The 26,787-nt window shown below is 41.3% G+C and carries 19 protein-coding genes; 10 read left to right on the plus strand and 9 right to left on the minus strand.

Going from position 1 to position 26,787, the window contains the following annotated elements:
* Nucleotides 1-80 precede the first annotated feature (80 nt).
* From ACY3XC_RS24735 to gnd, 4 genes are all read left to right on the plus strand, one after another.
* Nucleotides 81-818, plus strand: a complete 738-nt coding sequence (locus ACY3XC_RS24735; protein WP_179158807.1) for a GntR family transcriptional regulator — start codon at nt 81-83, stop codon at nt 816-818.
* The gene (gene gntK / locus ACY3XC_RS24740) at nt 811-2,352 is read left to right on the plus strand and encodes a gluconokinase (protein ID WP_464870961.1); all 1,542 of its coding nucleotides are present in this window, start codon (nt 811-813) and stop codon (nt 2,350-2,352) included. Before ACY3XC_RS24735 ends, gntK begins: the two co-directional genes overlap by 8 nt.
* A 24-nt stretch (nt 2,353-2,376) precedes the next feature.
* The gene (locus tag ACY3XC_RS24745; RefSeq protein ID WP_464870962.1) at nt 2,377-3,723 is read left to right on the plus strand and encodes a GntP family permease; all 1,347 of its coding nucleotides are present in this window, start codon (nt 2,377-2,379) and stop codon (nt 3,721-3,723) included.
* 78 nt (nt 3,724-3,801) lie between these two features.
* On the plus strand, nt 3,802-5,205 hold the full coding sequence (gnd, locus tag ACY3XC_RS24750) for a decarboxylating NADP(+)-dependent phosphogluconate dehydrogenase (protein WP_464870963.1): 1,404 nt from the start codon (nt 3,802-3,804) through the stop codon (nt 5,203-5,205).
* 64 nt (nt 5,206-5,269) lie between these two features.
* Here gnd and ACY3XC_RS24755 read toward each other — a convergent pair whose 3' ends face one another.
* The 3 genes from ACY3XC_RS24755 to ACY3XC_RS24765 all read right to left on the minus strand — a co-directional run bounded on the left by ACY3XC_RS24755 (nt 5,270) and on the right by ACY3XC_RS24765 (nt 8,902).
* Nucleotides 5,270-6,541: a cation:dicarboxylate symporter family transporter gene (locus tag ACY3XC_RS24755; protein WP_464870964.1), complete on the minus strand. Its 1,272-nt coding sequence runs from the start codon at nt 6,539-6,541 to the stop codon at nt 5,270-5,272.
* Between the two features lie 192 nt (nt 6,542-6,733).
* Nucleotides 6,734-7,615, minus strand: coding sequence for a response regulator (locus tag ACY3XC_RS24760; protein ID WP_464870965.1), 882 nt, complete (start codon nt 7,613-7,615; stop codon nt 6,734-6,736).
* A 6-nt stretch (nt 7,616-7,621) separates the two neighbouring features.
* Nucleotides 7,622-8,902, minus strand: coding sequence for an ATP-binding protein (locus tag ACY3XC_RS24765; protein WP_464870966.1), 1,281 nt, complete (start codon nt 8,900-8,902; stop codon nt 7,622-7,624).
* A gap of 366 nt (nt 8,903-9,268) precedes the next feature.
* On the opposite strand from ACY3XC_RS24765, the gene ACY3XC_RS24770 reads away from it, so the two are divergent.
* Nucleotides 9,269-14,818 (plus strand): pullulanase, encoded by a 5,550-nt coding sequence (locus tag ACY3XC_RS24770; RefSeq protein ID WP_464870967.1) that lies wholly within the window; start codon nt 9,269-9,271, stop codon nt 14,816-14,818.
* Nucleotides 14,819-15,035: 217 nt separating this feature from the next.
* Here ACY3XC_RS24770 and ACY3XC_RS24775 read toward each other — a convergent pair whose 3' ends face one another.
* Nucleotides 15,036-16,730, minus strand: a complete 1,695-nt coding sequence (locus ACY3XC_RS24775) for an L-lactate permease (RefSeq protein ID WP_464870968.1) — start codon at nt 16,728-16,730, stop codon at nt 15,036-15,038.
* A gap of 217 nt (nt 16,731-16,947) precedes the next feature.
* On the opposite strand from ACY3XC_RS24775, the gene ACY3XC_RS24780 reads away from it, so the two are divergent.
* The 4 genes from ACY3XC_RS24780 to ACY3XC_RS24795 all read left to right on the plus strand — a co-directional run bounded on the left by ACY3XC_RS24780 (nt 16,948) and on the right by ACY3XC_RS24795 (nt 20,787).
* Nucleotides 16,948-17,670 carry a FadR/GntR family transcriptional regulator gene (locus tag ACY3XC_RS24780; RefSeq protein WP_464870969.1) on the plus strand — a complete coding sequence of 241 codons (723 nt, stop codon included), beginning with the start codon at nt 16,948-16,950 and terminating at the stop codon, nt 17,668-17,670.
* 222 nt (nt 17,671-17,892) lie between these two features.
* On the plus strand, nt 17,893-18,609 hold the full coding sequence (locus ACY3XC_RS24785; RefSeq protein ID WP_464870970.1) for a (Fe-S)-binding protein: 717 nt from the start codon (nt 17,893-17,895) through the stop codon (nt 18,607-18,609).
* Nucleotides 18,610-18,643: 34 nt separating this feature from the next.
* Nucleotides 18,644-20,074, plus strand: coding sequence for a LutB/LldF family L-lactate oxidation iron-sulfur protein (locus ACY3XC_RS24790; RefSeq protein WP_464870971.1), 1,431 nt, complete (start codon nt 18,644-18,646; stop codon nt 20,072-20,074).
* Nucleotides 20,071-20,787: a LutC/YkgG family protein gene (locus ACY3XC_RS24795; RefSeq protein ID WP_464870972.1), complete on the plus strand. Its 717-nt coding sequence runs from the start codon at nt 20,071-20,073 to the stop codon at nt 20,785-20,787. Before ACY3XC_RS24790 ends, ACY3XC_RS24795 begins: the two co-directional genes overlap by 4 nt.
* A 73-nt stretch (nt 20,788-20,860) precedes the next feature.
* On the opposite strand, the gene ACY3XC_RS24800 is transcribed toward ACY3XC_RS24795, so the two are convergent.
* Both ACY3XC_RS24800 and ACY3XC_RS24805 read right to left on the minus strand, forming a co-directional pair.
* Nucleotides 20,861-21,697 carry an aldo/keto reductase gene (locus ACY3XC_RS24800; protein WP_464871013.1) on the minus strand — a complete coding sequence of 279 codons (837 nt, stop codon included), beginning with the start codon at nt 21,695-21,697 and terminating at the stop codon, nt 20,861-20,863.
* Between the two features lie 85 nt (nt 21,698-21,782).
* The gene (locus ACY3XC_RS24805; protein ID WP_464870973.1) at nt 21,783-22,427 is read right to left on the minus strand and encodes a bifunctional 4-hydroxy-2-oxoglutarate aldolase/2-dehydro-3-deoxy-phosphogluconate aldolase; all 645 of its coding nucleotides are present in this window, start codon (nt 22,425-22,427) and stop codon (nt 21,783-21,785) included.
* A gap of 186 nt (nt 22,428-22,613) precedes the next feature.
* Between ACY3XC_RS24805 and ACY3XC_RS24810 the strand changes: the two genes are divergently transcribed.
* Complete coding sequence (locus ACY3XC_RS24810) at nt 22,614-23,378, plus strand: IclR family transcriptional regulator (protein WP_464870974.1); 765 nt, start codon at nt 22,614-22,616, stop codon at nt 23,376-23,378.
* 354 nt (nt 23,379-23,732) lie between these two features.
* Here the strand turns inward: ACY3XC_RS24810 and ACY3XC_RS24815 are convergent, their stop codons facing one another.
* The 3 genes from ACY3XC_RS24815 to kduD all read right to left on the minus strand — a co-directional run bounded on the left by ACY3XC_RS24815 (nt 23,733) and on the right by kduD (nt 26,746).
* Nucleotides 23,733-24,683 (minus strand): sugar kinase, encoded by a 951-nt coding sequence (locus tag ACY3XC_RS24815; RefSeq protein ID WP_464870975.1) that lies wholly within the window; start codon nt 24,681-24,683, stop codon nt 23,733-23,735.
* 52 nt (nt 24,684-24,735) lie between these two features.
* Nucleotides 24,736-25,728 carry a 2-keto-3-deoxygluconate transporter gene (gene kdgT / locus ACY3XC_RS24820; RefSeq protein WP_464870976.1) on the minus strand — a complete coding sequence of 331 codons (993 nt, stop codon included), beginning with the start codon at nt 25,726-25,728 and terminating at the stop codon, nt 24,736-24,738.
* 241 nt (nt 25,729-25,969) lie between these two features.
* Nucleotides 25,970-26,746 carry a 2-dehydro-3-deoxy-D-gluconate 5-dehydrogenase KduD gene (kduD, locus tag ACY3XC_RS24825; RefSeq protein WP_464870977.1) on the minus strand — a complete coding sequence of 259 codons (777 nt, stop codon included), beginning with the start codon at nt 26,744-26,746 and terminating at the stop codon, nt 25,970-25,972.
* Nucleotides 26,747-26,787: the final 41 nt, after the last annotated feature.

The raw sequence follows: 26,787 nt of genomic DNA on the forward strand, positions 1-26,787 counted from the left end.
ATAGCGCTTGCATATTTTGAAAATCCTATTATAATACTTGTATACAAGTATCCTTGTATTATAAATAAGAGGGTGAACTTATGATAGATTCAAAGGAATTTTTATATCCCGAAAAGAGCCTTTCAAAAGCTTCCGCTGGTGAGCGTGTAGCATGTGAACTTAGAATGCGTATCATCTCTGGCACGATTGAAAGCGGCTCCATCCTATCGGAAAATAAACTAGCTGCGGATTTTGCTGTGAGCAGATCACCTATTCGTGAATCTTTAAAAATCCTGGCTGCTGAAAATCTCATCCGATTGGAAAGAATGGGTGCAGTCGTTGTTGGTTTAACAGAAAAAGAAATACAAGAGATTTATGATGTCCGACTGCTCATTGAAACGTTTGTGTTCGAACGCCTTATAAAGATGGAAACAAATCAACTAGCAAGAGAGCTTAGTAAAATACTAGAAATGATGAAAGTCGCGATAAAATATCGTGATGCTGACGAATTTGCCCTACAGGACGTCTTATTTCATGAAACGATTATTCGGTCCATTAACCATTCTCATATGCTGATGATTTGGGATAACTTAAAGCCTGTTATGGAATGCTTAATTCTTTTATCGATGCGTTTGCGCATTAAAGAAGAGTTTGAAGACTTTACAAGGGTTATAAGAAATCATGAGATCTATATAGAAGCGATAGAATCTAAGGATCGAGCACTCATGCTTGAATCTTTACATCTAAACTTTGATGATGTTCAAGTTCAAGGAACAGTAGATGACCTATGGATGTCACAACAAATGCTAGCTAAAGGAGCTGTGCATAAAAATGACTAATTACATGTTAGGTGTAGATATCGGTACAACAAGTACCAAAGCTGTATTATTTACGGAAAAAGGCGAAGTCATCCATGTAGAGAATCATGGTTATCCACTTTACACACCGGATATGTCTACAGCCGAACAAGATCCAAATGAGATTTATCAGGCAGTCTTGCAAGCGATTACCCATATTACGAAACGTCATTCTGATAAAAAGCCATCTTTCATTTCATTTAGCAGCGCCATGCATAGTGTCATTGCGATGGATGAGAACGACCAGCCACTGACACCTTGTATCACCTGGGCGGATAATCGAAGTGAAGCCTGGGCTCATAAAATAAAAAATGAGTTGAATGGGCATGAAATCTACAAGCGAACGGGAACACCGATTCACCCAATGTCACCATTAACCAAAATAGCATGGTTAGTGAATGAACGTCCTGAAATTGCTGGTAAGACAAAAAAATATATCGGAATAAAAGAATTTATTTTTAAAAAGTTTTTCAACCAATATGTTGTCGATCATTCTCTGGCATCATGCATGGGTATGATGGATCTCAAAAACTTAGATTGGGATGAAGAAGCATTAAACATTGCCGGTATAACACGTGATCAATTATCTGAGCTCGTGCCTACGACCAAGATATTCAGCAACTGTGATCACGACTTAGCCAAACAAATTGGGATTGACCCACAAACTCCTTTTGTCATTGGGGCCAGTGATGGAGTCCTTTCCAATCTAGGTGTAAATGCGATTGGAAAAGGTGAGATTGCCGTCACCATTGGGACAAGCGGTGCGATTCGAACGATTATTGACAAGCCGCAAACAGATGAAAAGGGTAGAATATTCTGCTATGCCTTAACGGAAAAACATTGGGTAATAGGCGGACCGGTAAACAATGGCGGAATGGTCCTTCGCTGGATTCGAGATGAATTTGCCTCTTCTGAAGTAGAAACGGCGAAACGATTAGGAATTGATCCTTACGAAGTATTAACCAAGATTGCCGAACGCGTAAGACCAGGATCAGATGGATTGTTATTCCATCCATACCTTGCAGGTGAACGAGCGCCATTATGGAATCCAGACGTGCGTGGATCCTTTTTCGGCTTAACCTTGTCACATAAGAAAGAACATATGATTCGAGCAGCCCTGGAAGGTGTCATTTATAATTTATACACCGTTTTTCTAGCATTAATAGAATGCATGGAAGCTCCTGTTACTCGAATCCAAGCAACGGGAGGCTTCGCAAGGTCGGAGGTTTGGCGGCAAATGATGTCCGACATATTCGAATCAGAAGTCGTCGTTCCTGAAAGCTACGAAAGTTCATGCCTTGGGGCTTGTATTTTAGGACTCTATGCAACTGGAAAAATCGATTCTTTTGAAGTTGTTTCTGAAATGGTTGGCAGCACCTTTACACATACACCTGAAGAAGCGGCCGCAAAAGAATACAGGCAATTGCTGCCGATCTTTATTCACTTATCAAGAGTATTAGAAGAAGATTATACAATGATTGCCAATTATCAAAGAAAGCTTACAAAATACAATTAGATTAAATCTTGGAGGATTTACAAAATGCCATTAGTTATTGTAGCAATTGGAATTGTAGCATTACTTATATTAATCATGGGTTTAAAATTAAACACGTTTGTTTCATTAATCATTGTATCGTTCGGTGTTGCATTAGCACTTGGAATACCACTAGCGGAAGTTGTTAAAACCATTGAAGCAGGTTTAGGCGGAACGCTTGGACACTTAGCGCTAATCTTTGGACTAGGCGCGATGCTGGGTAAGTTAATCGCAGATTCAGGCGGCGCGCAGCGCATTGCGATGACCCTTGTTCATAAATTTGGTGAAAAAAATATTCAATGGGCAGTCGTAGCAGCCTCATTCATTATTGGTGTTGCACTATTTTTCGAAGTAGGCTTAGTATTATTAATTCCAATCGTCTTTGCGATTTCAAGAGAATTAAAAGTTTCGATTTTATACCTTGGTATTCCAATGGTAGCAGCATTATCCGTGACACACGGTTTCTTACCGCCGCACCCAGGACCAACGGTTATTGCGGGTGAATTTGGCGCAGACCTTGGTGAAGTTTTACTTTATGGTTTCATTATTTCTATTCCAACCGTTATTTTAGCTGGACCTGTATTTACAAAAATCGCAAAAAAATTAGTACCTGCGTCTTTCACAAAAACTGGCAGCATTGCCTCTTTAGGTGAACAAAAAACGTTTAAACTTGAAGACACACCTGGTTTCGGAATCAGTGTATTTACCGCTTTACTTCCTGTTATTTTGATGTCAATTGCTACGATCATTACGTTATTGCAAAAAACAATCGGCTTTGAAGATAATGGTTTACTAGCAACTATCCGTTTTATTGGTGATGCGGGTACTGCCATGCTGCTTTCCTTATTATTTGCGGTCTATTCAATGGGATTAGCAAGAAAGATTCCAATGAAAGATATTATGGAATCTTGTACACAAGCAATCTTGCATATTGGAATGATGCTCTTAATTATTGGTGGAGGCGGAGCCTTCAAACAAGTATTAATCACTGGCGGTGTAGGTGACTATGTTGCTGAATTATTCAAAGGAACTTCATTATCCCCCATCCTGCTTGCTTGGATTATCGCTGCGATCTTACGGATTGCATTAGGATCTGCCACTGTTGCGGCTTTGACAACAGCTGGTTTAGTTATTCCGATGTTAGGACAAACAGATGTTAACCTTGCTTTAGTTGTACTAGCAACAGGTGCCGGAAGTTTAGTTGCTTCACATGTTAACGATGCTGGTTTCTGGATGTTTAAAGAGTATTTTGGTTTAAGCATGAAAGAAACATTTGCAACATGGACATTGCTTGAAACGATTATTTCCGTAGCTGGATTAGTGTTTATCCTATTTTTAAGCTTATTTGTATAAGCATTCAGGGCAGTAAAACTCCTCTTTTGAGAGGGATTTTACTGCCTATTCATCTTTAGATTAAAGGAGTAGATATAGATGTTGAATACAATTGGTGTTATTGGTTTAGGGGTTATGGGTAGTAATATTGCTTTAAACATGGCAAGTAAAGGGGAACACGCAGCTGTTTATAATTACACGAGAGATTTAACGGACCAGCTTGTGGAAAAACTTGATGGACAGTCGATTACGCCTTATTATGAAATTCAGGATTTCGTACAGTCTTTAGAAACTCCGAGAAAAGTATTTGTTATGGTTACAGCGGGCAAAGCGATTGATTCGGTGATTTCAGCGTTAGTACCACATCTTGAAGAGGGCGACGTCATTATGGATGGCGGTAATTCCCATTATGAAGATACGGAACGTAGATACGATGAGTTGAAGTCTAAAGGAATCGGATATTTAGGGATTGGAATTTCCGGCGGTGAGGTGGGTGCATTAACAGGACCATCGATTATGCCCGGCGGTGATAAAGAAGTTTATGAAAAAGCAGCACCTATTCTTACAAAAATAGCAGCCCAAGTGGACAATACCCCTTGCTGTGCTTATATGGGCCCAAAAGGTGCCGGTCACTTTGTAAAAATGGTACATAACGGAATCGAGTATGCAGATATGCAATTAATTGCCGAGGCCTATACGTTTTTAAGAGAAAGGTTACAATTATCCGTTCATGAAATTGCTGACATCTTTGAAACCTGGAATCAAGGTGAATTGAAAAGTTATTTAATCGAGATTACGGCAGAAATTTTACGAAAAAAGGATGAAGTTACAGGCCTACCGCTCATTGATGTGATTTTGGATAAAGCCGGCCAAAAAGGTACGGGTAAATGGACCAGTATCCAAGCCATCGATAACGGCATCCCAGCTTCGATTATTACCGAGTCATTATTTGCCAGATACAGCTCTGCTTTAAAAGAGGAACGGGTGCTTGCCCAATCGATTCTAACAGGCCCTAAGTACGAACAGCACCAATTGGATAAAAATGAGTGGACTGACTACATTAGACAGGCCTTATATATGGGGAAAGTTTGTGCCTACGCACAAGGATTTACCCAATATAAAATGACTTCCGAACTTTTCGGCTGGGATTTACCATTAAAGGATATTGCGCTGATTTTCCGCGGCGGCTGTATCATTCGTGCAGAATTTCTAAACGTCATAAGTGAAGCTTATCAAGCACAGCCAAATCTGGCTAATCTATTAATCTCTCCCTATTTTGCCGAAAAGGTTATCGATTACCAAATGGGCTTGCGAAAAGTGGTATGTGAAGGAATCAATTCTGGTATTTCGTTCCCATGTTTAAGTGCTTCCCTTACCTATTTTGATAGTTATCGAAAAGGCATCTCGAATGCTAACCTTTTACAGGCACAACGCGACTATTTTGGTGCACATACTTATGAACGCAACGATCTATCTGGAGTCTTTCACACAAACTGGAACTAAAACTAATGGGGACGGTTCTCCTAGTCTTTTGGACCAGGAGAACCGTCCCCACGGTATTTCGGTATTATGCTGCTTTCTGAATGGAAGAAATGTATTCTTTCCCTTTTTTCGAGTCAAATCTGCCTTCCCATTTAGACATTACGATGGCTGCTAGTGAGTTTCCGATTACGTTAACTACGGTACGAGCCATATCTAGAATTCTATCGATACCTGCGATGAATGCTAGTCCTTCCAGCGGAATGCCAACTGTTCCTAATGTAGCTAATAGAACAACAAAGGAAACACCTGGTACTCCAGCAATTCCTTTAGAGGTAACCATTAACACTAACATTAAGGAAATTTGCTGAGAAATACTTAAATCAATTCCATACATTTGTGCAATAAAAATAGCGGCTAGTGCTTGATACAGCGTGGAACCGTCTAAGTTAAAGGAATAACCTGTAGGAACGACAAAAGAAACAACGTCTTTTGGACATCCGTATTTCTCCATTTTTTCCATCACTTTTGGTAAGACGGTTTCTGAACTAGCTGTAGAATAGGCCAAAATCAGTTCGTCTTTTAAAATCTTTACAAGATGAAGTAAACTCGCCCCACATAACTTCGCTATACCGCCTAAAATAACAATAATAAAGAATAACATGGTTCCATAAACGCTAATCACTAATTTACCCAGCGGAATTAACGATTCTACACCAAATTTCGAAACGGTTACACCTATTAAGGCAAATACGCCAAATGGGGCAAATTTCATAATCTGATTGGTTACCCAGAACATTGCATCTGCTGTACCTTGGAAGAACGCCAGAACCGGTTTTCCTTTTTCACCGATTGCCGCAATTCCTAAACCGAACATAACAGCAAAGAAAATGATGGCAAGCATGTCCCCTCTTGCTAAAGCATCGATGATATTACTCGGAATAATATTGACAAAGGTATCAGCAAAACTATGACTGGTTGCTTCACTTGTTGCATCCACATACTTTTGAATATCACCTTTTGCCAGCTTCGACATATCCACGCCTACTCCAGGCTTGAATATATTCGCTGCAAATAATCCTACAAGAATCGCGATCGTTGTAACGATTTCAAAATAAAGAATGGTCTTCCCGCCGAGTTTCCCTAACTTTTTCATATCCCCGGTTCCTGCAACCCCAAGAATAAGCGTAGAAATAACGATTGGAACGACAATCATTTTTATCAAGCGGATAAAGATATCCCCAACCGGCTGTAAATAGGTACTAACCGCAGGGTTTCCGTAAAAAATGGCTCCAACAATAATCCCCAAAACCAACCCGACAAGAATTTGATACGCTAAACCAAATTTAATCTTCTTCATTTAATAGCCTCCCCTTATCTTCTTATGAAAGCGCTTCAGTAATTTTCTGTAAATTATAAAATGTAAGATAATGATACGGGCAACTTATTAAATCCTACGAAATCCGACATGAGTGAATAAATTTGTAATCTTATTTTAATCTCCAGATAAAAAAATCCCTTCTCTTTTCTAAAGAGCTGGGAAAGGATTTTCTTATGAAGGTTGATTATATTTTTCTGCCGTATCAAGGTATAAGACTTGGAGGAACTTTTTTATATTAATTTTTACTTTCGATGTACCAGTAGTATCTGAATCTATTTCTTTCATTCGCACTCTTATTTCTTGAAAATCGAAATAACGGGGTGCATAGTATTCAAATTTAGGGTTGGTATAATCGAAGGTTCCTAACGAAGCTAAGTTGTTAAGTGCTGCCATAATCGCTCTGCGGATACGCTGTTCGATTGATTTCGTTTCCTTTTTAACATCTTTTTGAGAGCTGCAAATGTTTTCGTATAATTCCTTAAGCGGGGGCAATAATGCAGCGGAATCTTTACGCTTTAGTAAAAATTCCATCATCAATACCATATCCTCACTGCCTGCTTCGCCAATAATACCCATTTCATTTAATATGGAATGGACGATTTCTTTTACACTTCGTTGTTGTGAGGTCATCTTTTCTGAACCCACGTAGGCCAGCGATTCCCGGATGGCCATTAACGATTGTTTTAGACGGAATTGCTCGGAAGTTTTTTTCAGAATGCTTTGGACTTCTAACCGATTGATCGGTTTATGAATAAAGAACTCAATTCCCTTTTCATAGGCTTCGCCCACCATTTCCTTATTGACAACTTGAGAAATCATGATGAATTGCCCTTGAAACCCTCGTTGCCGCAAACTTTCAATCGTTTCAATTCCGTCCAGTTTTGGCATTAAAAAGTCGATTAAGACCACATCAGGATGGATCGAAAGGATCGGTGATAGGGAATCAATACCAGATCCGGCTTCGCCAACTACGACTCCAAGGCTGCCCTCTATAATGATTTTCTCCAGCATTCTACGACTTGCTGTATCATCGTCTACAATAAAATAGCGCATGCTCCTTCACCTCTTCCGAATGTTTTCAGCAGGCAGCAGAATTCGAAAGGTCGTCCCTTCTTCCGTCTGTGATTCTACTTTAATATGGCCATGAAGCGTATGTACAATTTCTTCGACATGTGATAGACCAATGCCTGTTGCCGCAACTCCATGATCATTGAATTTAGTTGTATAGCCCGGTTCAAAGATGATGGATAAATCCTTCTCGTGAATTCCACTTCCGGAATCTTTTATGATGAATGAAATGAACTCCTCAGATTCCTCATTTATTTCAATATCAATTTTCCCTTTTTCTGAAATGGCTTCAACAGCATTAGCAGTCAGATTATTCAATAATGCCAGCAGCTGGATTTGTTGATGGGTGAGAAAATCAGTGGTCATTTTTAAAGTAAAAGTGATTTTCTTTCCTAACATATCACTATATTTTTCATTCGCTGAAACCACAAATCCTAGAACATCAGATAGAAAAAGGTCATCGTTACCTTTTTGAATCGTTATTTTTGAGAGACCTGAAAGAATCCGCTGTGAATCTTTTTTCACTTCATGTATTTCTTGAGCGATGAGCAAGGCTTGTACACTTAACTCAGCCTGATTGCTTTTCTTTAATTTTCGATATAATTCATGGCTGGATGCCGTAATTTGTTCGATATGATTCAGTGATTTCTGTAAATAGAGAGTCTCTGAATATAATTCCGAACCAACCTCAAGCATTTCCTGCATTCGCTTTTTTTGTTCTGAAACCGTGATGGAGCTATAAATCCCCACGACAAAGTAACTTCGAAGTAAGGCAACTCCAAATAATAATGCCAATTCCTGAAAACCTAAATTTGCATGGTTTAAGAACAAGGAACGCACGATGTGCTCTGCACCGTTTCCGATAAACTCGATACCTGCAGCAAAAGAGCCTAGGAGAAGGGGAAACGTTTTGTATTTCTCTATTTTAATGATGCTAAGACCCAGTCCAAATAAGAAGTAAAACAGAAATGCAGGCAGATGATGCTTGATGCTTGCAAGGAACTGTTCAGGCTCTACCATGATATCAGCTAGAATCCGAAAACAAACGACGAACAAGCCCGTGAAGATCCCCGTTCGAACCAATGATGCCGGGGGATGAATAAGAATAATGAGAAAAAAGGTGATACTCCCTAATCCGAACCGAAAAGCCTCTCCATTGAAGGGAGTCACTTTGATTTCACTGGCGAGTGCTGTTAAAAGAGCCGTAAGAAGTAACGAAACCCATTTAGACTTAGTAAAAAACAACTGAAAAAAGGAATAGGAAGAAAACATTTATGACTCCCCTAAAGAAGAATGATTTAATTTAATTGAATACAATAAGTATTCTAGACAAAAAAGATAAGCTAGACAAGGAAAACCATGAGAACGGTTCTGCTGGCAAAAAAAGCCGGCAGAACCGTCCCCATGGTCCTTGTAGTTTGACTGAATTTATTGTATATTGAAAATGCAAGCGTTTGCACTAAGTATTTCACTCATTTGTTAGCAATTTCTATCGAGAGATTAATAGACTGGAAGTTTCTGCATTATAGAGACTTACCTGTTAATTGATTCTTTATAGCAGGTTGCACAAAAAACGCTTCTTTTTTTACACACTTGTGCAAGCGCTTGCGCAAAAAGTTAAAGGGGGTAATCCTGTCAATGAGAAAAACCACAAAAAGGACTTTCTCCATCATCATGACTGCGATTATGCTTTTGAGCTTGTGGATGCCTTATATCCCAAGCCAGGAAGCTTCTGCAGCCGAAACGAAGGCGGAGACAACTGCTTCAACTGATCGCGAGATTCGTTTCACGTACATTCGTGACGATAAAACATTTGGCGATTGGAACATTTGGACTTGGAATACTGGCATTAGTGATGGTCAAGTCAATTTCGATTCCTATCAAGACAACTACGCCACTGCTACTATTCCAGTAAGCTCAGAAACTACGCAAATGGGCTTTGTCCTTCGGAGCACGTATGACTGGAATACCGCACAAAAGGAATTTGGCGACCGTTTTATTCCAGTTAATAAGAATGACAGTATTACGAAGGCTTATATCACAAGTGGAGTGGAACAAATCCGAATCGTTCCAGACGGATCCGCCCCTGTTATCGACAAGGGGAATGCGACGTTCTATTATCGTGATAAACTGCTTTTTGCAAACGATGGTATGGATACGATACAAAAGGTAGAATTAAACTTCGATGGAAAAACAACTCCAATGACGTTTGAACCAGAGAATGAGAGATTTGTAGCTACATACAACAACATTCCGAATGGCAAAAACGAATATACCTACCTTGTGACCAAAAAAGATGGCACATCGGAGGAAGTAAGTGACCCTTACAACAGTGTGAATGGCATTTCAGTGATAGATTTCCAGAATGCCAATCTAACCGTTTCGGGCACCGTTCAGCCTGCAGTGATGGACTATAATCAAAATGCGGTTCTGACTGTTGATGTACAGGGATTGACGAATGAACTGAAAGTCAGCAAAATGTTTGCGGACATCTCTTCCCTTGGTGGTAGAGAGCAGCTTGAGATAGACCCGGCGTTAAAAGAAATCAGTATTGCCGTAGATGACGATATCACGGCAGGAATAAAAGCGATTCCTCTTACTGTGATTGACTCCTACGGAAACTACTATAATAGTTCAGCTTCAGTAGAGGTGAAAGCCCGCCTGGCCGTTGGGGAAAATGACTTTGACTGGGATGAAAGTATTATCTACTTCATGCTGACAGACCGGTTCTTTGATGGCGATTCTACAAACAACGACCCGTATAATCAGAATTACGATGCCAAAAACGACCGTGGAACCTATCAAGGAGGAGACTTCAAAGGCATCTCTGAAAAGTTAGATTACTTGGACAAGCTTGGTGTCAATACCATCTGGATCAGCCCAATCGTAGACAACATTAAGTACGATGTGCGCTATAACAATCCGGAAGGCCATTCCTACTATGCCTACCATGGCTACTGGGCAAATAACTTTGGCCAATTGAACCCTCATTTTGGAAGTATGGAAGATTTCCATAACCTGATTGACGCAGCTCATGAGCGCGGTATCAAAATCATGGTCGACGTAGTCGTCAATCACACGGGTTATGGATTAAAAGAAATCGATGGGACTGTGGCGAATCCGCCAGCAGGCTACCCAACTGATGCAGACCGCACCCGGTTCAGTTCCCTTCTTCGCCAAGGTTCTAGTGTTGGAACCGATGAGGTTGTGGGTGAGCTCGCAGGTCTTCCTGATTTAAAAACCGAAGATCCAGCAGTCCGAAAAGCGATCATTGACTGGCAAACCGACTGGATTGAAAAGTCTAGAACAGCAAACGGAAATACCATCGACTACTTCCGTGTCGATACGGTAAAACATGTCGAGAAAGCTACCTTAGCATCATTTAAAACTGAACTAACCAAAATCATGCCGGAACACAAAATGATTGGTGAAGTCTGGGGCGGAAGCGCTGACAATAACGGCGGATATCTTGAGTCAGGCATGATGGATTCCCTGCTTGACTTTGGCTTCAAAGACATCGCTCACAATTTCGTAAACGGCCAACTAAAAGGTGCAAACGATGCCCTGATAGCACGCAACGGAAAAATCGATAACAGTGCCACTCTTGGCCAATTCCTCGGAAGCCATGACGAAGATGGATTCCTCTATAAGGAAGGAAATGACAAAGGCAAGCTGAAGCTGGCAGCATCCCTGCAGGCAACAGCAAAGGGACAGCCGGTCATCTATTACGGCGAAGAGCTTGGCCAAAGCGGTGCCAACAACTATCCACAATACGACAACCGTTATGACCTTGCCTGGAATCAGGTTGAAAACAATGATGTTCTACAACACTATACGAAGGTCTTGAACTTTAGGGCTGATCATTCAGAGGTGTTTGCCAAAGGTGAACGCTTGACAATTGGCGGCTCTGACAGCGACAAGTTCCTTGTTTTTGCCCGCAATTACAAAAACGAAGCAGCATATGTCGGCTTAAACATCGCAGACGGCGCCAAGGAAGTTGCTTTTACATTGGATTCCCAAGACGCAATTGTGACAGACCATTATTCAAATCAAACTTACACTGCTTCAGCTAATAGCACAGTCACATTGACCATTCCAAAAAATGCAGATGGCGGTACAGTACTGCTTACAGTGGAAAACGGGAACATCACAGCTGCAGCAGCTGCGGGTGAAGGTGAAGAAGGCAGTGTTGAACCAGTTCCTGAGAACCACATCCGTATTCACTACAATCGTACAGACGGTAATTATGAAAATTACGGTGCTTGGCTGTGGAATGATGTAGCTTCCCCTTCTGCCAACTGGCCTGTTGGAGCGACTATGTTTGAAAAAACAGACAGCTACGGTGCCTATATTGATGTACCGCTTAAAGAGGGTGCGAAAAACATTGGATTCCTTCTTATGGATATCACCAAGGGCGATGCCGGTAAAGACGGCGGAGACAAAGGATTTACCATCACATCTCCAGAAATAAACGAAATCTGGGTCAAACAAGGATCGGACAAGGTCTATACCTATGAACCAGTAGATTTGCCGGAAAACACCGTACGCATTCATTATGTTCGCGACAACAACGATTACCAAAATTTCGGCGCATGGCTATGGGGTGATGTTAAATCACCATCTGCAAATTGGCCGACAGGAGCATCTCTTTTCTCCGGTACAGACCGCTACGGCGCGTATGTTGACGTGAAGCTTGCAGAAGGTGCGAAAAACCTAGGCTTCCTTGTGATGGATGTAACCAAAGGCGATACGGGTAAAGACGGCGGAGACAAGTCCTTCAACCTGCTGGACAAATATAATCACCTTTGGATCAGACAAGGCGACAACAATGTCTACATCTCACCTTATTGGGAGCAGGCAACAGGAATCACCAAAGCAGAAGTCATCTCTGAAAATAGTATTCTACTTGGTTTTACGATGACAGAAGGTCTGACACCAGACAGCTTAAAAGGCGCACTAGAGATCAAGGACGCTGACGGCGGTACAGTAGCCGTTGAATCTGTTGAAATTACTGGAGCAACTTCTGCAAAAGTAACAGCAGCATTCGACATGGAAAAACTTCCATTATCCGTAACGTATGCAGGCAGGACCGTTTCAGCATCTACAGGCTGGAGATTACTTGACTCTACGTATCGATACGAAGGAAATGACCTTGGCGCAGCCTATCACAACGGCGCTGTCACCCTTAAACTTTGGGCTCCAAATGCTAGCAAGGTCGTGGCAAACTTCTTCAATAAGGATAATGCAGCTGAACAAATCGGCAGCATAGAACTGACAAAAGGTGAAAAAGGAGTTTGGTTCGCTGAGGTTAATCCGGACGACCTGAACACAGCTGATTTAAAGGATTATTTTTACCAATATGAAGTGACAAATGCTGGAGTAACAAACAAAGTTCTTGACCCGTATGCCAAGTCAATGGCAGCCTTCACGGTCAATACGAAGGGTGATGCTGGTCCTGATGGAGATAGTGTCGGCAAGGCAGCGATTGTTGACTTAAGCAGCACAGACCCTGAAGACTTTGATTTTGCAAACATCAAAGGGTATGAAAAACGCGAGGATGCCATCATTTACGAGGCACATATTCGTGACTTCACTTCCGACCCGTCCATCGAGGGGGATCTGAATGCAAGATGGGGATCCTACACCGCCTTCATTGATAAACTCCATTATCTGAAGAAAATGGGCATCACACACGTGCAGCTGCTTCCTGTAATGGCGTGGTACTATGGTGATGAAACCAAGATGGGACAACGAGAGCTTGACTACTCGGCCGGAGGAAATGAATACAACTGGGGCTATGATCCGCATAGCTACTTCTCTCCAGATGGCGCCTATTCAGAAGATCCAAGTAATCCTGAAGCGCGCGTCAAAGAGCTGAAAAAATTAATTGATGCCATCCATGATGCCGGTATGGGCGTAGTCCTTGATGTGGTTTACACCCATATGGCCAAATCAAGCATGTTAAATGACATTGTTCCAAACTACTATGCATTCCAAGACGATAAGGGCAACTTCCTCGGCGGCTTCGGAAACAACCTGGCAACAAGCCATAAAATGGCTGAAAAGCTGATGGTCGACTCAGTAAAGTACTGGTTCGATGAGTACAAAATCGATGGCATGAGGTTTGATATGATGGGTGATGCTACCTACCCTTCTATTCAAAATGCATATGATGCCGCAGCTTCCATCAATCCAAATGCCCTGTTCATCGGTGAAGGCTGGAGAACATTTGCCGGACATATCAGCGAGCCTGAACTAAAAGGCATGGGTGCGGACCAGGATTGGATGGACAAGACTGACAATGTCGGAGTATTCTCTGATGAAATCCGCAATGAATTGAAATCTGGCTTCGGTTCAGAAGGCGAACCAAGATTTATCACAGGCGGAGCAAGAAGCATCGATACCATTTTTAACAATATTAAAGGCCAGCCGTCCAACACATCTGAGGATGATCCTGGTGACATGGTTCAATACATCGAGGCGCACGACAACATGACACTTTACGATGTCATCGCCCAATCGATTAAAAAGGATCCTTCCATTCCGGAAAACAATCTGGAGATCCATAAACGGATCCGCATCGGAAATTCTCTGATTCTGACTTCACAGGGAACCGCCTTCCTGCATGCAGGACAGGAATACGGCCGGACAAAGCAATGGCTCGGTGAAGGTGTTCCAGAACAGAAATACCATGAACTGAAAGACGAACAAGGCAGCTCATTTGGATACTTTATTCACGATTCTTATGATTCATCCGATGCCATCAATATGTTTGACTGGCAGAAGGCTGTGAATAAGAAGCTATATCCAATCAATACAGAGACGCGCGAGTTTACTCAAGGTTTGATTGAGCTAAGGAAATCAACAAATGCTTTCCGTTTGGGCGACCAACAGCTGGTTAACCAAAATGTAAGTTTGCTTGACCTTCCTGAAATAAAGGATTGGGACCTTGTTATCGCTTATAAAGCTGTTTCCACTGACGATACTGGAACCTACTATGTGTTCGTCAATGCCGATACTAAAGCACGCACTTTGACACTTGGAGACAATAACCTCTCTAAAGGCAAGGTAGTCGTAGACAGCGACGAAGCAGGCGCAACCCCGGTTTCCAAAAAGTCAGGCTTCTCACTTAAGAATGGAACGCTGACCATTGACCCATTAACAACGATCGTAATCAAAGTGAAATAGTGTCCATGGGGACGGTTCTGCTGGTCTTTTATGGTATTAATGTAGACCACAAGAACCGTCCGAGACCACTGAAAATGTCTATTTTTGAAAAATAAGAAGGCAGTTACCTACTATATGTAGATAACTGCCTTATTTAATTTATTATATATAGATGAAAATTCATGTTCATTGTTCAAAGCAACAACTTTTCAGTAGTCTCGAACCGTCCCCACGGTCTTTAAGGAATCATCCATGAAAATACATTGCTTTGCAGGTAGGTGATGATACACACGAGCAGTAATAAGAAGAGACTATGTTTGACGGTAAAGCGCAATAAGTCTGATTCCTTTCCTGCTAATCCAACGGCAGCACAAGCAACGGCAATCGATTGTGGGGAAATCATTTTACCTGTTACCCCGCCTGATGAGTTAGCGGCAAGCGCTAATACCGGATCCATCCCAATCGATGTCGATGTCACCTGCTGCAGTTTAGCAAATAACAGATTAGCAGAGGTATCGGAGCCGGTAATGAATACCCCAAGCCAACCTAATACTGGCGAGAAGAACGGGAACAATGCCCCTGTTTTCGCTAAAACCATTCCGAGCGTCGTACTCATTCCAGAAGAATTTGTAATATAAGCATATCCAACAACGGCACAAATCGTTAAGAGCGGATATTTGATTTCATTGATGGTTTCCCCTAATGTGATTGCCCAATCACGCCATGACATTCCAAGGATAAATTTCGTCACAATCGAGGCTAAAAGGATGGCTGTCCCAGCTCCTCCTAAAATTTCAAGCTTGAAAACCGCAGCGATTGCTTCCCCTGATGAACCGCTAATGACTTTTTCATGCAGGAAAGGCACTTCTGGCATAAAAGTAAGAGCCTGTCCTAGAGCATTGATTCCTTTTAAGATTACATTTGCACCCTCATAATGCCCAGTTATCGCTTGTTTGACCACTGGAATTCCCCATAAAGAAATAAATGCCGTTAATACTAAAAATGGAGACCACGCTTTAAATACTTGACCGCCGGTATAACTGGTTTCTGTCCTTTTAGAAGCGTTCACTGCCAACGTTGCTGCCAACTCTTGTTCAGAAGAAAAGCGGTAAATGGTTTTTGGCTTCCAGAACTTCAAGAAAATCGCTAATGCAAATAAAGAAACTAAAGCAGAAAGAATATCCGGCAATTCAGGACCTATGAAATTCGAGCTCAAATATTGTGTTATAGCAAAGGTAATACCTGAAACCAATATCGCTGGCATGACTTCCCAAGCTTTTTTAAAACCTGCCATCATCACAACCAGATAAAAAGGAATAAAAACAGAAAGAAATGGTAATTGACGCCCGACCATTTTTGAAATTTCCATGGCTGGAATTCCTGTAGGTCCTTCCATGGCCGTAATTGGAATTCCAATGGCGCCGAATGCAACCGGTGCTGTATTCGCAATCAAACAAAGACCTGCAGCATATAAAGGATTAAATCCAAGTCCCACTAATAAGGCAGCCGAAATGGCTACTGGTGCCCCAAAGCCTGCTGCCCCTTCAAGAAAAGCACCAAAAGAAAAGGCGATTAATAATGCCTGTAAGCGTCGATCTTCTGTAATAGACAAAACAGAACTGCGAATAATATCAAATTGTCCTGTTTTCACCGTGATTTTATAAAGAAAAACAGAAGTAATAATAATCCAGCCAATCGGTGTTAATCCATAAACACCGCCTTGTACCGCGGACATAACGGCGGTTTCAATTGGCATCTTGTAAAACGTTACCACAAGAAGCAACGCAATAAGTAATGTTGTTAATCCCGCCAAATATCCCTTCATTTTCTTGATGGCCAATGCCCAGAAAAAATAGAGAATTGGAATCAGAGCAACGATAGCTGACCACGTAAGACTATCCCCAACCACAGTAAAATTTTGTGTAAATGACAAAATGGCTCCCCCTTTTAATGTTTCTTTCTCTTACATTTGCAAAAGTAATCGGTTTCATTTTTCATTAATCAATAGATATGGTCATCAGATGACCGTCTGTTTGTAATTATATTTTTTATGTAAATACTTTTCAATAACTTTGTAAAAATTTTTTGAAAAAAATAAAAACGCCTTCTTCATGTATAATATAAATATCAATTAGATGAGGTGGATCGGCTTGGAATATAAAAAAATTAAACCAAAAAAAATATATGAGGAAGTTACCGAAGCGCTGCATGAAATGATTCGAAACGGACAATTGGTGCCCGGGAGTAAGCTTGAATCTGTGCAGCAGCTGGCAGAGAACTTTCAAGTTAGCAGGTCAGCTATACGTGAAGCACTATCTGCTTTGAAAGCAATGGGATTAGTCGAAATGAAGCAAGGAGAAGGAACGTTTATTAAAGAATTTGACGCAAAGCAAATGACCTTTCCCCTATCAACCGCCATCCTTATGAAAAAAAAGGATGTAATCCATCTTTTAGAAGTGAGAAAAATTATTGAAATGGGCACAGCTGGTTTAGCAGCAAAAAATCGAAGTGAAGAAGATTTAGCAGCGATGGCCAAAGCTCTCGAAGAAATGAAGCGGGTTAAAGGCGACGAAGAGCTGGGGGAGAAGGCGGACTTTCAGTTTCACTTAGCCGTATCTGCTGCAGCCGGCAATCCCATATTATCCACTTTACTCGATCAAGTGTCAGAGCTTATGATCGAAACGATGAAAGAAACAAGGCGTTTATGGTTATTCTCTAAACAAACAACGACAGAAAACTTAGTAAAAGAACATGCTAAAATCTTTGATGCCATTCTAGAAAGGAACGAAGAAAAGGCTCAGATGGCTATGATTGAACATCTCAAAAATGTCGATAATATCCTTAATAAATATTTTTTTGAAACGACTAAATAGAAACCAATGATGAAGCCTTCATACAATTTGAAGGCTCTTTTTCACCACAAGCCTTAAAGTGAAAATTTTTTTAAAAAAATTAATGCAAACACTTACAACTTTTAGATAATTTGTTATATTATTAAATATTAGATATGGTTTATTATATTCAGGTCATCAGATGACCTGTTGATTAAAAGGACATAATGTAAATTTAAGTTTAGGTATAAGGGAGCGAGGAAAATGAAGGTCACCCTTTTTGCTACTTGTTTAGTAGATATGTTTCAAGGTGATGTTGGTAAAGCAACAGTGGAAGTACTAGAAAGACTGGGATGTGAAATTGATTTTCCAGAATCACAGATTTGCTGCGGCCAGCCTGCCTATAACAGTGGGTACGTAAAAGAATCCAAAGAAGCAATGAAAAGTATGATTACTACCTTTGAACATGCGGAGTATATCGTTTCACCAGCTGGTTCCTGTGCCTATATGTTCAAAGAATACCCGCACATTTTTAAGGGTGATCCTGTTTGGGAACCTAAAGCGCAAGCCCTTGCGGATAAAACATATGAATTCACGGAATTTATCGTCGATGTGTTAAAAGTCGAGGATGTAGGTGCAGCATTAGAAGGAAAAGCAACCTTCCACACCTCCTGTCATATGACAAGATTACTAGGAGTCAAACAAGCACCGATGACCCTTTTAAGTCATGTAAAGGGATTAAACTTTACCGAGCTGCCAGGTAAAGAGAGATGCTGTGGATTCGGAGGGACCTTCTCCGTTAAAATGGGGAATATTTCAGAGCAAATGGTCGATGAAAAGGCTTGTACAGTGGAAGAAACCGGAGCAGATATTTTAATTGGCGCGGATGCTGGATGCTTAATGAATATTGGCGGACGCATGAATCGAAAAGGCATGCCGGTGAAAGTCATGCATATTGCAGAGGTCCTAAATAGCCGATGAAAAATAGATAACATGATAAAAAGGGGGATGACCAATGTCGATGAAAACAAGCGAAGATAAGTTTACGGACCGCGTTGATAAAGGGCTGCACGATTCCTTCATGCGCGGTGCGGTTTCGAGTGCCCAAGGGCGATTTCAATCACGTCGTTTAAGTGCTGCCGAAGAGTTAGGGAACTGGGAGGAATGGCGCTCACACGGGGAAGAAATCCGCCAGCATGTACTGGAAAACCTAGACTATTATTTATATCAGCTAAGTGAAAATGTCGCGAAGCGCGGCGGACATGTCTTCTTTGCGCAAAGTGCTGAAGAGGCAACGGAGTATATTAAGAATGTGGCGGAAAAGAAAAATGCTAAAAAAATCGTAAAATCCAAATCGATGGTGACGGAAGAAATCAATTTAAATGCAGGTCTTGAGCAATTAGGCTGTGAAGTAATTGAAACCGATTTAGGAGAATACATCTTGCAAGTGGATGACCACGAGCCTCCTTCTCACATTGTTGTTCCTGCGCTCCACAAAAATAAGGAACAAATCCGCGATGTCTTTAAAGAAAAGCATGGATATCAACAGACAGAAAAACCTGAAGAGCTCGCTCTACATGCACGTGAAAAACTGCGTCAGGAATATTTGACAGCTGATATCGGAATCACAGGATGTAACTTTGCCATTGCGGACACCGGCTCGATTACCCTCGTGACAAATGAAGGAAATGCCGATTTGGTTTGCGCCTTACCGAAAACACAAATTACCGTTATGGGAATGGAAAGACTGGTTCCATCCTTTGAAGAGATGGAGGTCCTTGTTAGCTTATTAACGAGAAGTGCTGTAGGGCAGAAACTGACAAGCTATATCACCACGTTAACGGGACCAAAAGAAGAAGGCGATGTCGACGGACCAGAAGAGTTTCATCTTGTTATTGTCGATAACGGCAGATCGGACATTCTTGGCGGAGAATTCCAATCGATTCTTCAATGTATCCGCTGTGCAGCCTGTGTAAATGTCTGTCCCGTATATCGGCATGTCGGAGGACATTCATACGGTTCCATCTATTCTGGTCCTGTTGGTGCGGTGCTTTCACCGTTACTGGGCGGATATGATGATTATAAAGAGCTGCCCTATGCCTCTACTTTATGCGGGGCCTGTACAGAGGCATGTCCGGTGAAGATTCCGCTCCATCAGCTTCTTCATAAACATCGCCAAGTCATCGTGGAAAAAGAAGGACGGGCTCCGATTTCTGAAAAGCTTTTGATGAAGGCATTCGGTTTTGGTGCATCCTCCCCTGCTCTTTATAAATTTGGTTCAAAACTAGCGGGACCTGTCATGTCACCCTTTACCAAGGATGATAAAATCTCAAAAGGTCCGGGACCCTTAAAAGCATGGACAGATTCCAGAGATTTCCCTGCACCAAATAAAGAAAGATTCCGTGATTGGTTTAAAAATCGTCCACAAGGAGGGAATCCATCATGACCGCTACAATACAGAATCGCGATGCTTTTTTAGGAAAAATCGCCAGCTCACTTGGCCGTGAACAAAAAACGGAAATAAAAAGACCGGTCTGGAAATTTCATCCCCAGGATGAAGTTCTAAAAGGCGCTACACAAGATGAGCTTGTAGAGGTATTACGGGAACAATGTAAAAATATTCATACGAAATTTGTCATGACCTCAACGGCTTCGCTATCGGAATCATTAAAAGAAGTGGTAACCCAAAATGGCGGAGGACCCATTGTCACATGGAAAGATGAGCGCTTTTCTCAATTTGGCCTCGAAAAGTTAATGAAGGAAGACTGGCCTCAAGAGGGGATTGATCTTCATGTTTGGGACCATACAAAAGGCGAAGAAAATATCGCGAAGGCTGAGGCTGCCAATGTCGGAATTACCATCAGTGATGTAACACTGGCAGAATCAGGCACAGCGGTTCTCTTCAGCAGCAAGGATAAAGGCAGAACCGTCAGCTTTTTACCGGCGACTTCTATTATTATTATCCCAAAAAGCAGCATCGTTCCCCGCATGACACAAGCGGCCCGTATCATAAATGAAAAAGTAAAAAACGGCGAACAAATCGCCTCCTGTATCAATTTCATCACAGGACCAAGCAACTCAGCGGACATCGAAATGATCCTAGTCGTTGGCGTGCATGGACCCATTAAGGCAACCTATATCATTGTAGATGATATTTAACAAAAAACAACTCATCTTAAAAAAGATGAGTTGTTCTATTTAAGAAACAAATGATTAGTCGTGCTTCATTTCATTAAAAACCAACGCTCATTGTGTCTGGATGTGATCCTGCACGACTGTCCTGATGGAGTCCATCGATTTTTTCCATATCTTCTGAGGTTAATTCAAAATCAAAAACGTTGGAGTTATCAATCATTCGCTGTTCTTTGACAGACTTGGGAATTGTAATGACACCATGTTGAAGATCCCAGCGCAAGATGACCTGTGCAACGGATTTATTATATTTATGAGCGATCTCTTCAAGAATAGGATGGTTTAGAAGCTGGCCTTGTTTCAACGGCGACCACGCTTCAAGTTGAATCCCTTCGTTTTTACAATAGGCTAGCAGCTCTTTTTGTGTTAAATGTGGATGGAACTCTACTTGGTTGACCATCGGTTTAATTTCAGCAGAAGCGATTAAATCCTCTAAATGGTGAACCTGGAAGTTACAGACGCCAATGGCACGCACACGCCCCTGTTTGTAAATCTCTTCAAAAGCCTTCCATGTCTCTTTATATTTATCTTTCCCTGGCCAGTGAATTAAAAAAAGATCCAAGTAATCGAGCCCAAGCTTGTTAAGACTGGTATCGAAGGCCTTTAAGGTTGATTCATAGCCTTGATCGGCATTCCAAAGCTTTGTCGTAATAAACAAGTCTTCACGGGGAACACCCGATTCTCTAATGGCTTGTCCAACACCTTCTTCATTCTTATAAAAAGAAGCGGTGTCGATACTCGTGTATCCATTCCTTATTCCAGCTTTTACAGACTGGATAACCTCTTCCCCATCGGTTACTTTAAAAACACCTAATCCCATCCATGGCATTTTCACACCATTATGTAAGGTTGTGGTGTCCTTTAAATTTGTTGGCATCATATTTCTCCTCCTTTTTATTGCCGATTCCCATGTTTTTTCAAAAATGACCGCGAGAACCGTCCCCATGTCCCTCCATGTCCCTTTAGCCCCTTGCAGCCTGCACCTTAGCAATATACTGTCGTGCATATTCGGTGATTTTTTCGTATTCTCCTGTTTTGGCTGGTGCTACTAGATTGCCGCCTACTCCAACCGCGACACATCCATTTTTGATCCATTGTTCAACGTTATCTAAATCCACCCCGCCAGTTGGCATGATGTTTACTTGTGGAAGCGGTGCTTTAACGGATTTCACAAACTCAGGACCAAATGCATTCCCAGGGAACAATTTAACGATATCCACTCCAGCTTCCAGTGCACGTTTGATCTCAGTGATCGTCATGCAGCCTGGCATATAAGGCACTTGATAGAGATTACATAGCTTTGCCGTTTCCTCATCAAATGCGGGACTAACAACGAACTCCGCTCCTGCTAGAATCGCAATTCTGGCTGTTGCAGCATCAAGAACCGTACCTGCCCCAATCACCACATTACGATGATCCTTATACAAGGAAGCTAATTCTTTAATCACTTCATCGGCGCCTTGCACGGTAAAAGTAACCTCAATTCCTTGAATACCACCCTCAACACAGGCTTCGGAAATCTTAACGGCCACTTCCTTTGAATCTGCCCTGACAACAGCCACAACGCCACATTCAGTCACTTTTGATAAAATATTAATTTTTTTCATCATGTCCATCCTTTCTGCTAATCCATTCTTTTTAAAAAAATAATAGTAAAATAATTGGCTATATTAAATGATTGATTTTACAAACTGCCTCTATTTAACGTATCATATAGTAGAATGATGTTCCATAATAAATAACATAAAAAAGGAATATCTTCTAAATTTCACCAATAAAAGAGGTAGAATGTAATGTCTAATGTTCAATCCATTGAACGTGCCCTAACGATATTAAACAAGCTTTCCGAATACCCCGACGGCCTTCAAATTGCGCGTCTGACGGAGCAGGTTGGTCTAACCAAAAGTACGATTCATCGTCTGTTAGCTACTTTAGTAAGTATGAATTATGTGGTAAAAGATGAAGAAACAGACAAATATAAACTCGGATTACAAGTCCTCTTTCTTTCTAGAAACCTATTAAATAACTCAAGTATTGTGACGATAGCAAAACCTTATCTCGAGAAACTATCAAAAGAAGTCAATGAAACCGTTCATCTATGCATAGAGGATCACGGAGAAGTGATTTATATCGATAAAATTGAAAGTAATCAAACCATCCGAATGTATTCTCGCATTGGAAGCCGTGCTCCCATGTATTGTACAGGTGTAGGAAAAGTATTACTTTCAGATGCTGCTCCAGACCATCTTGAACAAGTGATTTCAAATACTGAGTTTATTCCCAAGACTCCGTACACAATCACCTCAAAGGAAGCCTTTTTAAAAGAAATTGAAATGGTTAAGATCCAAGGCTATGCGTTAGATAATTCTGAGAATGAAGAAGTATTAAGGTGTATTGCTGCACCAATCTATGACCACAAAGGAAAAATCATTGCAAGCTTTAGTATTTCTGGACCGAGTAACCGTGTGACAATGGAATTGATCAACAGTGCATTAATTGAAAAAATGAAACAGTATAGTATAGCAATCTCAAGGAACCTAGGATACTCGGGTTCTTGAATATAGGTGGTATTCTCATTCCGAGAATACCTTTTTTTATGGCTTTGTTAAAGAAAGATGTTGATTTTCCTCCCGGAAATTCCTATGAAGGACTAATCTCACTGGGAACTCTCCTGATTTGTCTTTCATCATGCTTATGAAGGACTAATCTCATTGGGAGTTCTCTTGATTTGTCTTTCATCATGCTTATGAAGGACTAATCTCATTGGGAGTTCTCCTGATTTGTCTTTCATCAACCTTTACTATCGTTGTACTAATAATCAACAATGAATACTAACAGAGCTTTTATAAAAGAACACTAAAAGCAAAAGCAAAGAAAACATAAAAATGGTTTCCTTTACTTTTGCAATTTACCTAAAGCTCTACTTTCGAGTCTTTCATATAACCTTCTAAACTCTCTCTATCAGGTAATCCGTCATTATCACCAGGTGACATAACAGCAAGAGCCCCAATGGCTGCCCCGCGTTTAACCGCTTCCTCGATGGGGAGTCCTTCCAGTATTCCGCTGACCACACCAACAGCAAAGCCATCACCAGCTCCTACTGTGTCGACTACTTTCTCAACAGGGAAACCCTCCGTATAAAATTGTTCTCCTTCAGAGGAGGTAAATGCACCTTTGGCCCCAAGCTTGATGACAACGGTTTTTACACCCGCAGCATGATAGTAAGCCGCAATCTCATGAACGCCTTCGCTGCCTGTTAACAGCTTCGCTTCTTCAATACCAGGAAGAACGATGTCTGCCTGACAGGCTAGATCATTAATAACTTGAGCCATTTCCTGTTTATCAGACCAAAGACCGGGACGCAGGTTAGGATCATAAGAAATTTGCACACCCCTCGCTCGTGCCTCTTTCATCAATTCATAAACCATCTCCCGGCAGCCAGCCGACAATGCTGGCGGGATGCCTGTCAAATGAATATGGTCGAAGCCATCCCAGTCCAAATTTGCAATGGTATCAAGATCCATATGGGAAGCCGCAGAATTCTTGCGCGCGGAGAACACTTCCGGGTCACCGCTTGCCACCTTTTGCTTCCACTGCATTCCCGTCAAAAGGCTAGAATCATAGGTCAGATAACTAGTATCAATTTTGTTCATTTGCAGGAATTTTTCGATGTTTTTCCCAAATGGGTCGCTTCCCAATTGGGTAATATACGTAACAGTATGTCCTAACCGAGACATACCGATAGAGAAGTTAACCTCAGCACCCGCAACAAATCGATTAAAACGATCAACATTTTCTAATGGACCCTCTTGCTCTGCAACAAAAAGGGCCATAGGTTCCCCCACAGTGATAATTCGGCTCATGTGAATTCCTCCCTGAATGTAAAGAGAGACATAGATTTGTCTCCCTAGGTTATTAAGCCGTAAGTTTTTCCCCTTTTTTACTGCCTAACTCACCATTTTTCTTTTTCATATAATTAGAATAATAAGCTGTTATAATAGGAACTAATATTGATGTGACAATGACTGACGTTGCCACCATCGCAGTAGCGGATTGTGCTGCTGTAAGAAACTCCGGTTTCATTTCGGCAATCAGCATTGGGTTGGCTACTGCAGCCCCAGCTGTACTAGAAGCAGCAACTCCTGCTGTACCATTACCTTTTCCGATAAATTTATCAGCTAGTAATAATGGAACACCTGTAATGATGATGACGAGAATACCTAGTAAAATACCACTAAGACCTGTTTTTCCAATTACCGCTAAGTCAATCGTGTTACCTAAAGCAAAACCAAAGAATGGAATCATTGTTTCTGTCGCTCTACTAAAGAATTCACGTAAATCTTTATCAAGGTTACCAAGAGTAAAACCAATTAGGAATGGTAATACTGCACCAACAAAAGCTTGTGGTTCAAAAACAGCTACACCCGTACTGCCTAAAATCAACATGGTAACTAACGGACCTGATTCAAGGGACATTAAGACAAATGCGCCCGCATCTTCTTTTGAGCCATATTGCTGCATAATAGAAGCATAAAGACCACCATTGGTCATATCCATTGCAGCTACTAGCGCAAGAACAGTAAATCCAGCAAATATACCTGTTTGTATTCCATCAACCGGCAGGAATTGCATAGCAATAACGGCAACTACCCATGCAACCGCTATCTTTGTTATGACAAGTGTTCCTGATTTTAATAAAACCTTACCTGATGCTTTAATATTGATACTTGCACCCATACAGAAAAACCATACTGCTAAAATTGGAACCGTACCTGATATCAATCCATTGGTAAATCCTCCGAAATACTCGCCCGCTCCGGGTGTAAACGTATGGACAAGGGCCCCTAATATTAATGGAACTAACATTAATCCACCTGGGATTTTTTTAATTGACTTCAAAATATTCATTTTGAATACCTGCCTCTCAAGTCTGCATAAGGATATTTAATCTACTGGACTAAAACGATGGTCTACTCGAAATCGTTACCTCAAATTCGCATTTGCTACCGCTTACAATTTCACTATAAGGACTACTTTTCTAACCTTTTACTTTTCGCCGCGATAATCCCCGCCAAATGAGAATCCTCTGGGAGACAGATTATAACGTCTCCCGGATTCATCGCCCTTCCGATGTGGGTATCCTTGCGTTTTAGCGGACTAACCAGCCGCCGTCCACTGCAAGAACATGTCCATTCATATAATCAGATGCCTGACTAGCAAGGAATACAACGACTCCCATGTAGTCTGCCGGTGTAGCCCAACGGCCAGCTGGAATACGAGAAAGAATATCTGCACTCCGCTCTTCATCTGCACGAATGGGAGCAGTATTAGCTGTTGCAACATAGCCTGGTGCAATCGCATTGATTTGGACATTGTATTGCGCTAACTCATTTGCAAAGGATTTGGTAATACCAGCCACGGCATGTTTACTTGCTGTGTATGGCGGAACAAATTTACCACCTTGGAAGGACAGCATCGAACAGATATTAATGATTTTTCCGCTTTTTTGCTGTACCATTACTTTGGCAACAGCTTGGCTTAGAAGATAGACAGCGTTCAGGTTAATTTCCATAACAGCATCCCAATCTTCTTCTCTGTATTCAAGTAACGGATTACGTCTGATGGTCCCTGCATTATTAACAAGAACATCAATTCTTCCATATACACTTAGGCAAGTATCAACAATGGACTGTAAACTTTCTCTAGCTGTTAAATCTGCTTGATGAAAATATACCTTTCTTCCTGTTTCTTCAATTAGCGCTCTTGTTTCATCCCAGTTCGTATCATAAGAGACAATAAATAAATCTGCACCTGCTTTCGCTAGTGCGACAGCATACCCTTGGCCAAGACCAGTATTTCCTCCTGTCACGATAGCAGCCTTACCTGTTAAATTAAAAAAATCTAGTGAAAAATCTCTTAAACTCATTATATAGCACCCCTATATTTCTATTTTAGTAGTCTGGCTTA

Source organism: Bacillus sp. CZDM1, assembly GCF_055502545.1.

Bases quoted from the DNA above. Each gene is read 5' to 3' on its own strand.
- kdgT (WP_464870976.1), bottom strand. From the start codon at position 25,728: ATGAATATTTTGAAGTCAATTAAAAAAATCCCAGGTGGATTAATGTTA.
- ACY3XC_RS24735 (WP_179158807.1), top strand. From the start codon at position 81: ATGATAGATTCAAAGGAATTTTTATATCCCGAAAAGAGCCTTTCAAAA.
- ACY3XC_RS24800 (WP_464871013.1), bottom strand. From the start codon at position 21,697: ATGCCAACAAATTTAAAGGACACCACAACCTTACATAATGGTGTGAAA.
- ACY3XC_RS24760 (WP_464870965.1), bottom strand. From the start codon at position 7,615: ATGCGCTATTTTATTGTAGACGATGATACAGCAAGTCGTAGAATGCTG.
- ACY3XC_RS24785 (WP_464870970.1), top strand. From the start codon at position 17,893: ATGAAGGTCACCCTTTTTGCTACTTGTTTAGTAGATATGTTTCAAGGT.
- gnd (WP_464870963.1), top strand. From the start codon at position 3,802: ATGTTGAATACAATTGGTGTTATTGGTTTAGGGGTTATGGGTAGTAAT.
- ACY3XC_RS24795 (WP_464870972.1), top strand. From the start codon at position 20,071: ATGACCGCTACAATACAGAATCGCGATGCTTTTTTAGGAAAAATCGCC.
- ACY3XC_RS24815 (WP_464870975.1), bottom strand. From the start codon at position 24,683: ATGAGCCGAATTATCACTGTGGGGGAACCTATGGCCCTTTTTGTTGCA.
- gntK (WP_464870961.1), top strand. From the start codon at position 811: ATGACTAATTACATGTTAGGTGTAGATATCGGTACAACAAGTACCAAA.
- kduD (WP_464870977.1), bottom strand. From the start codon at position 26,746: ATGAGTTTAAGAGATTTTTCACTAGATTTTTTTAATTTAACAGGTAAG.
- ACY3XC_RS24755 (WP_464870964.1), bottom strand. From the start codon at position 6,541: ATGAAGAAGATTAAATTTGGTTTAGCGTATCAAATTCTTGTCGGGTTG.
- ACY3XC_RS24770 (WP_464870967.1), top strand. From the start codon at position 9,269: ATGAGAAAAACCACAAAAAGGACTTTCTCCATCATCATGACTGCGATT.
- ACY3XC_RS24805 (WP_464870973.1), bottom strand. From the start codon at position 22,427: ATGAAAAAAATTAATATTTTATCAAAAGTGACTGAATGTGGCGTTGTG.
- ACY3XC_RS24790 (WP_464870971.1), top strand. From the start codon at position 18,644: ATGTCGATGAAAACAAGCGAAGATAAGTTTACGGACCGCGTTGATAAA.
- ACY3XC_RS24745 (WP_464870962.1), top strand. From the start codon at position 2,377: ATGCCATTAGTTATTGTAGCAATTGGAATTGTAGCATTACTTATATTA.
- ACY3XC_RS24765 (WP_464870966.1), bottom strand. From the start codon at position 8,902: ATGTTTTCTTCCTATTCCTTTTTTCAGTTGTTTTTTACTAAGTCTAAA.
- ACY3XC_RS24810 (WP_464870974.1), top strand. From the start codon at position 22,614: ATGTCTAATGTTCAATCCATTGAACGTGCCCTAACGATATTAAACAAG.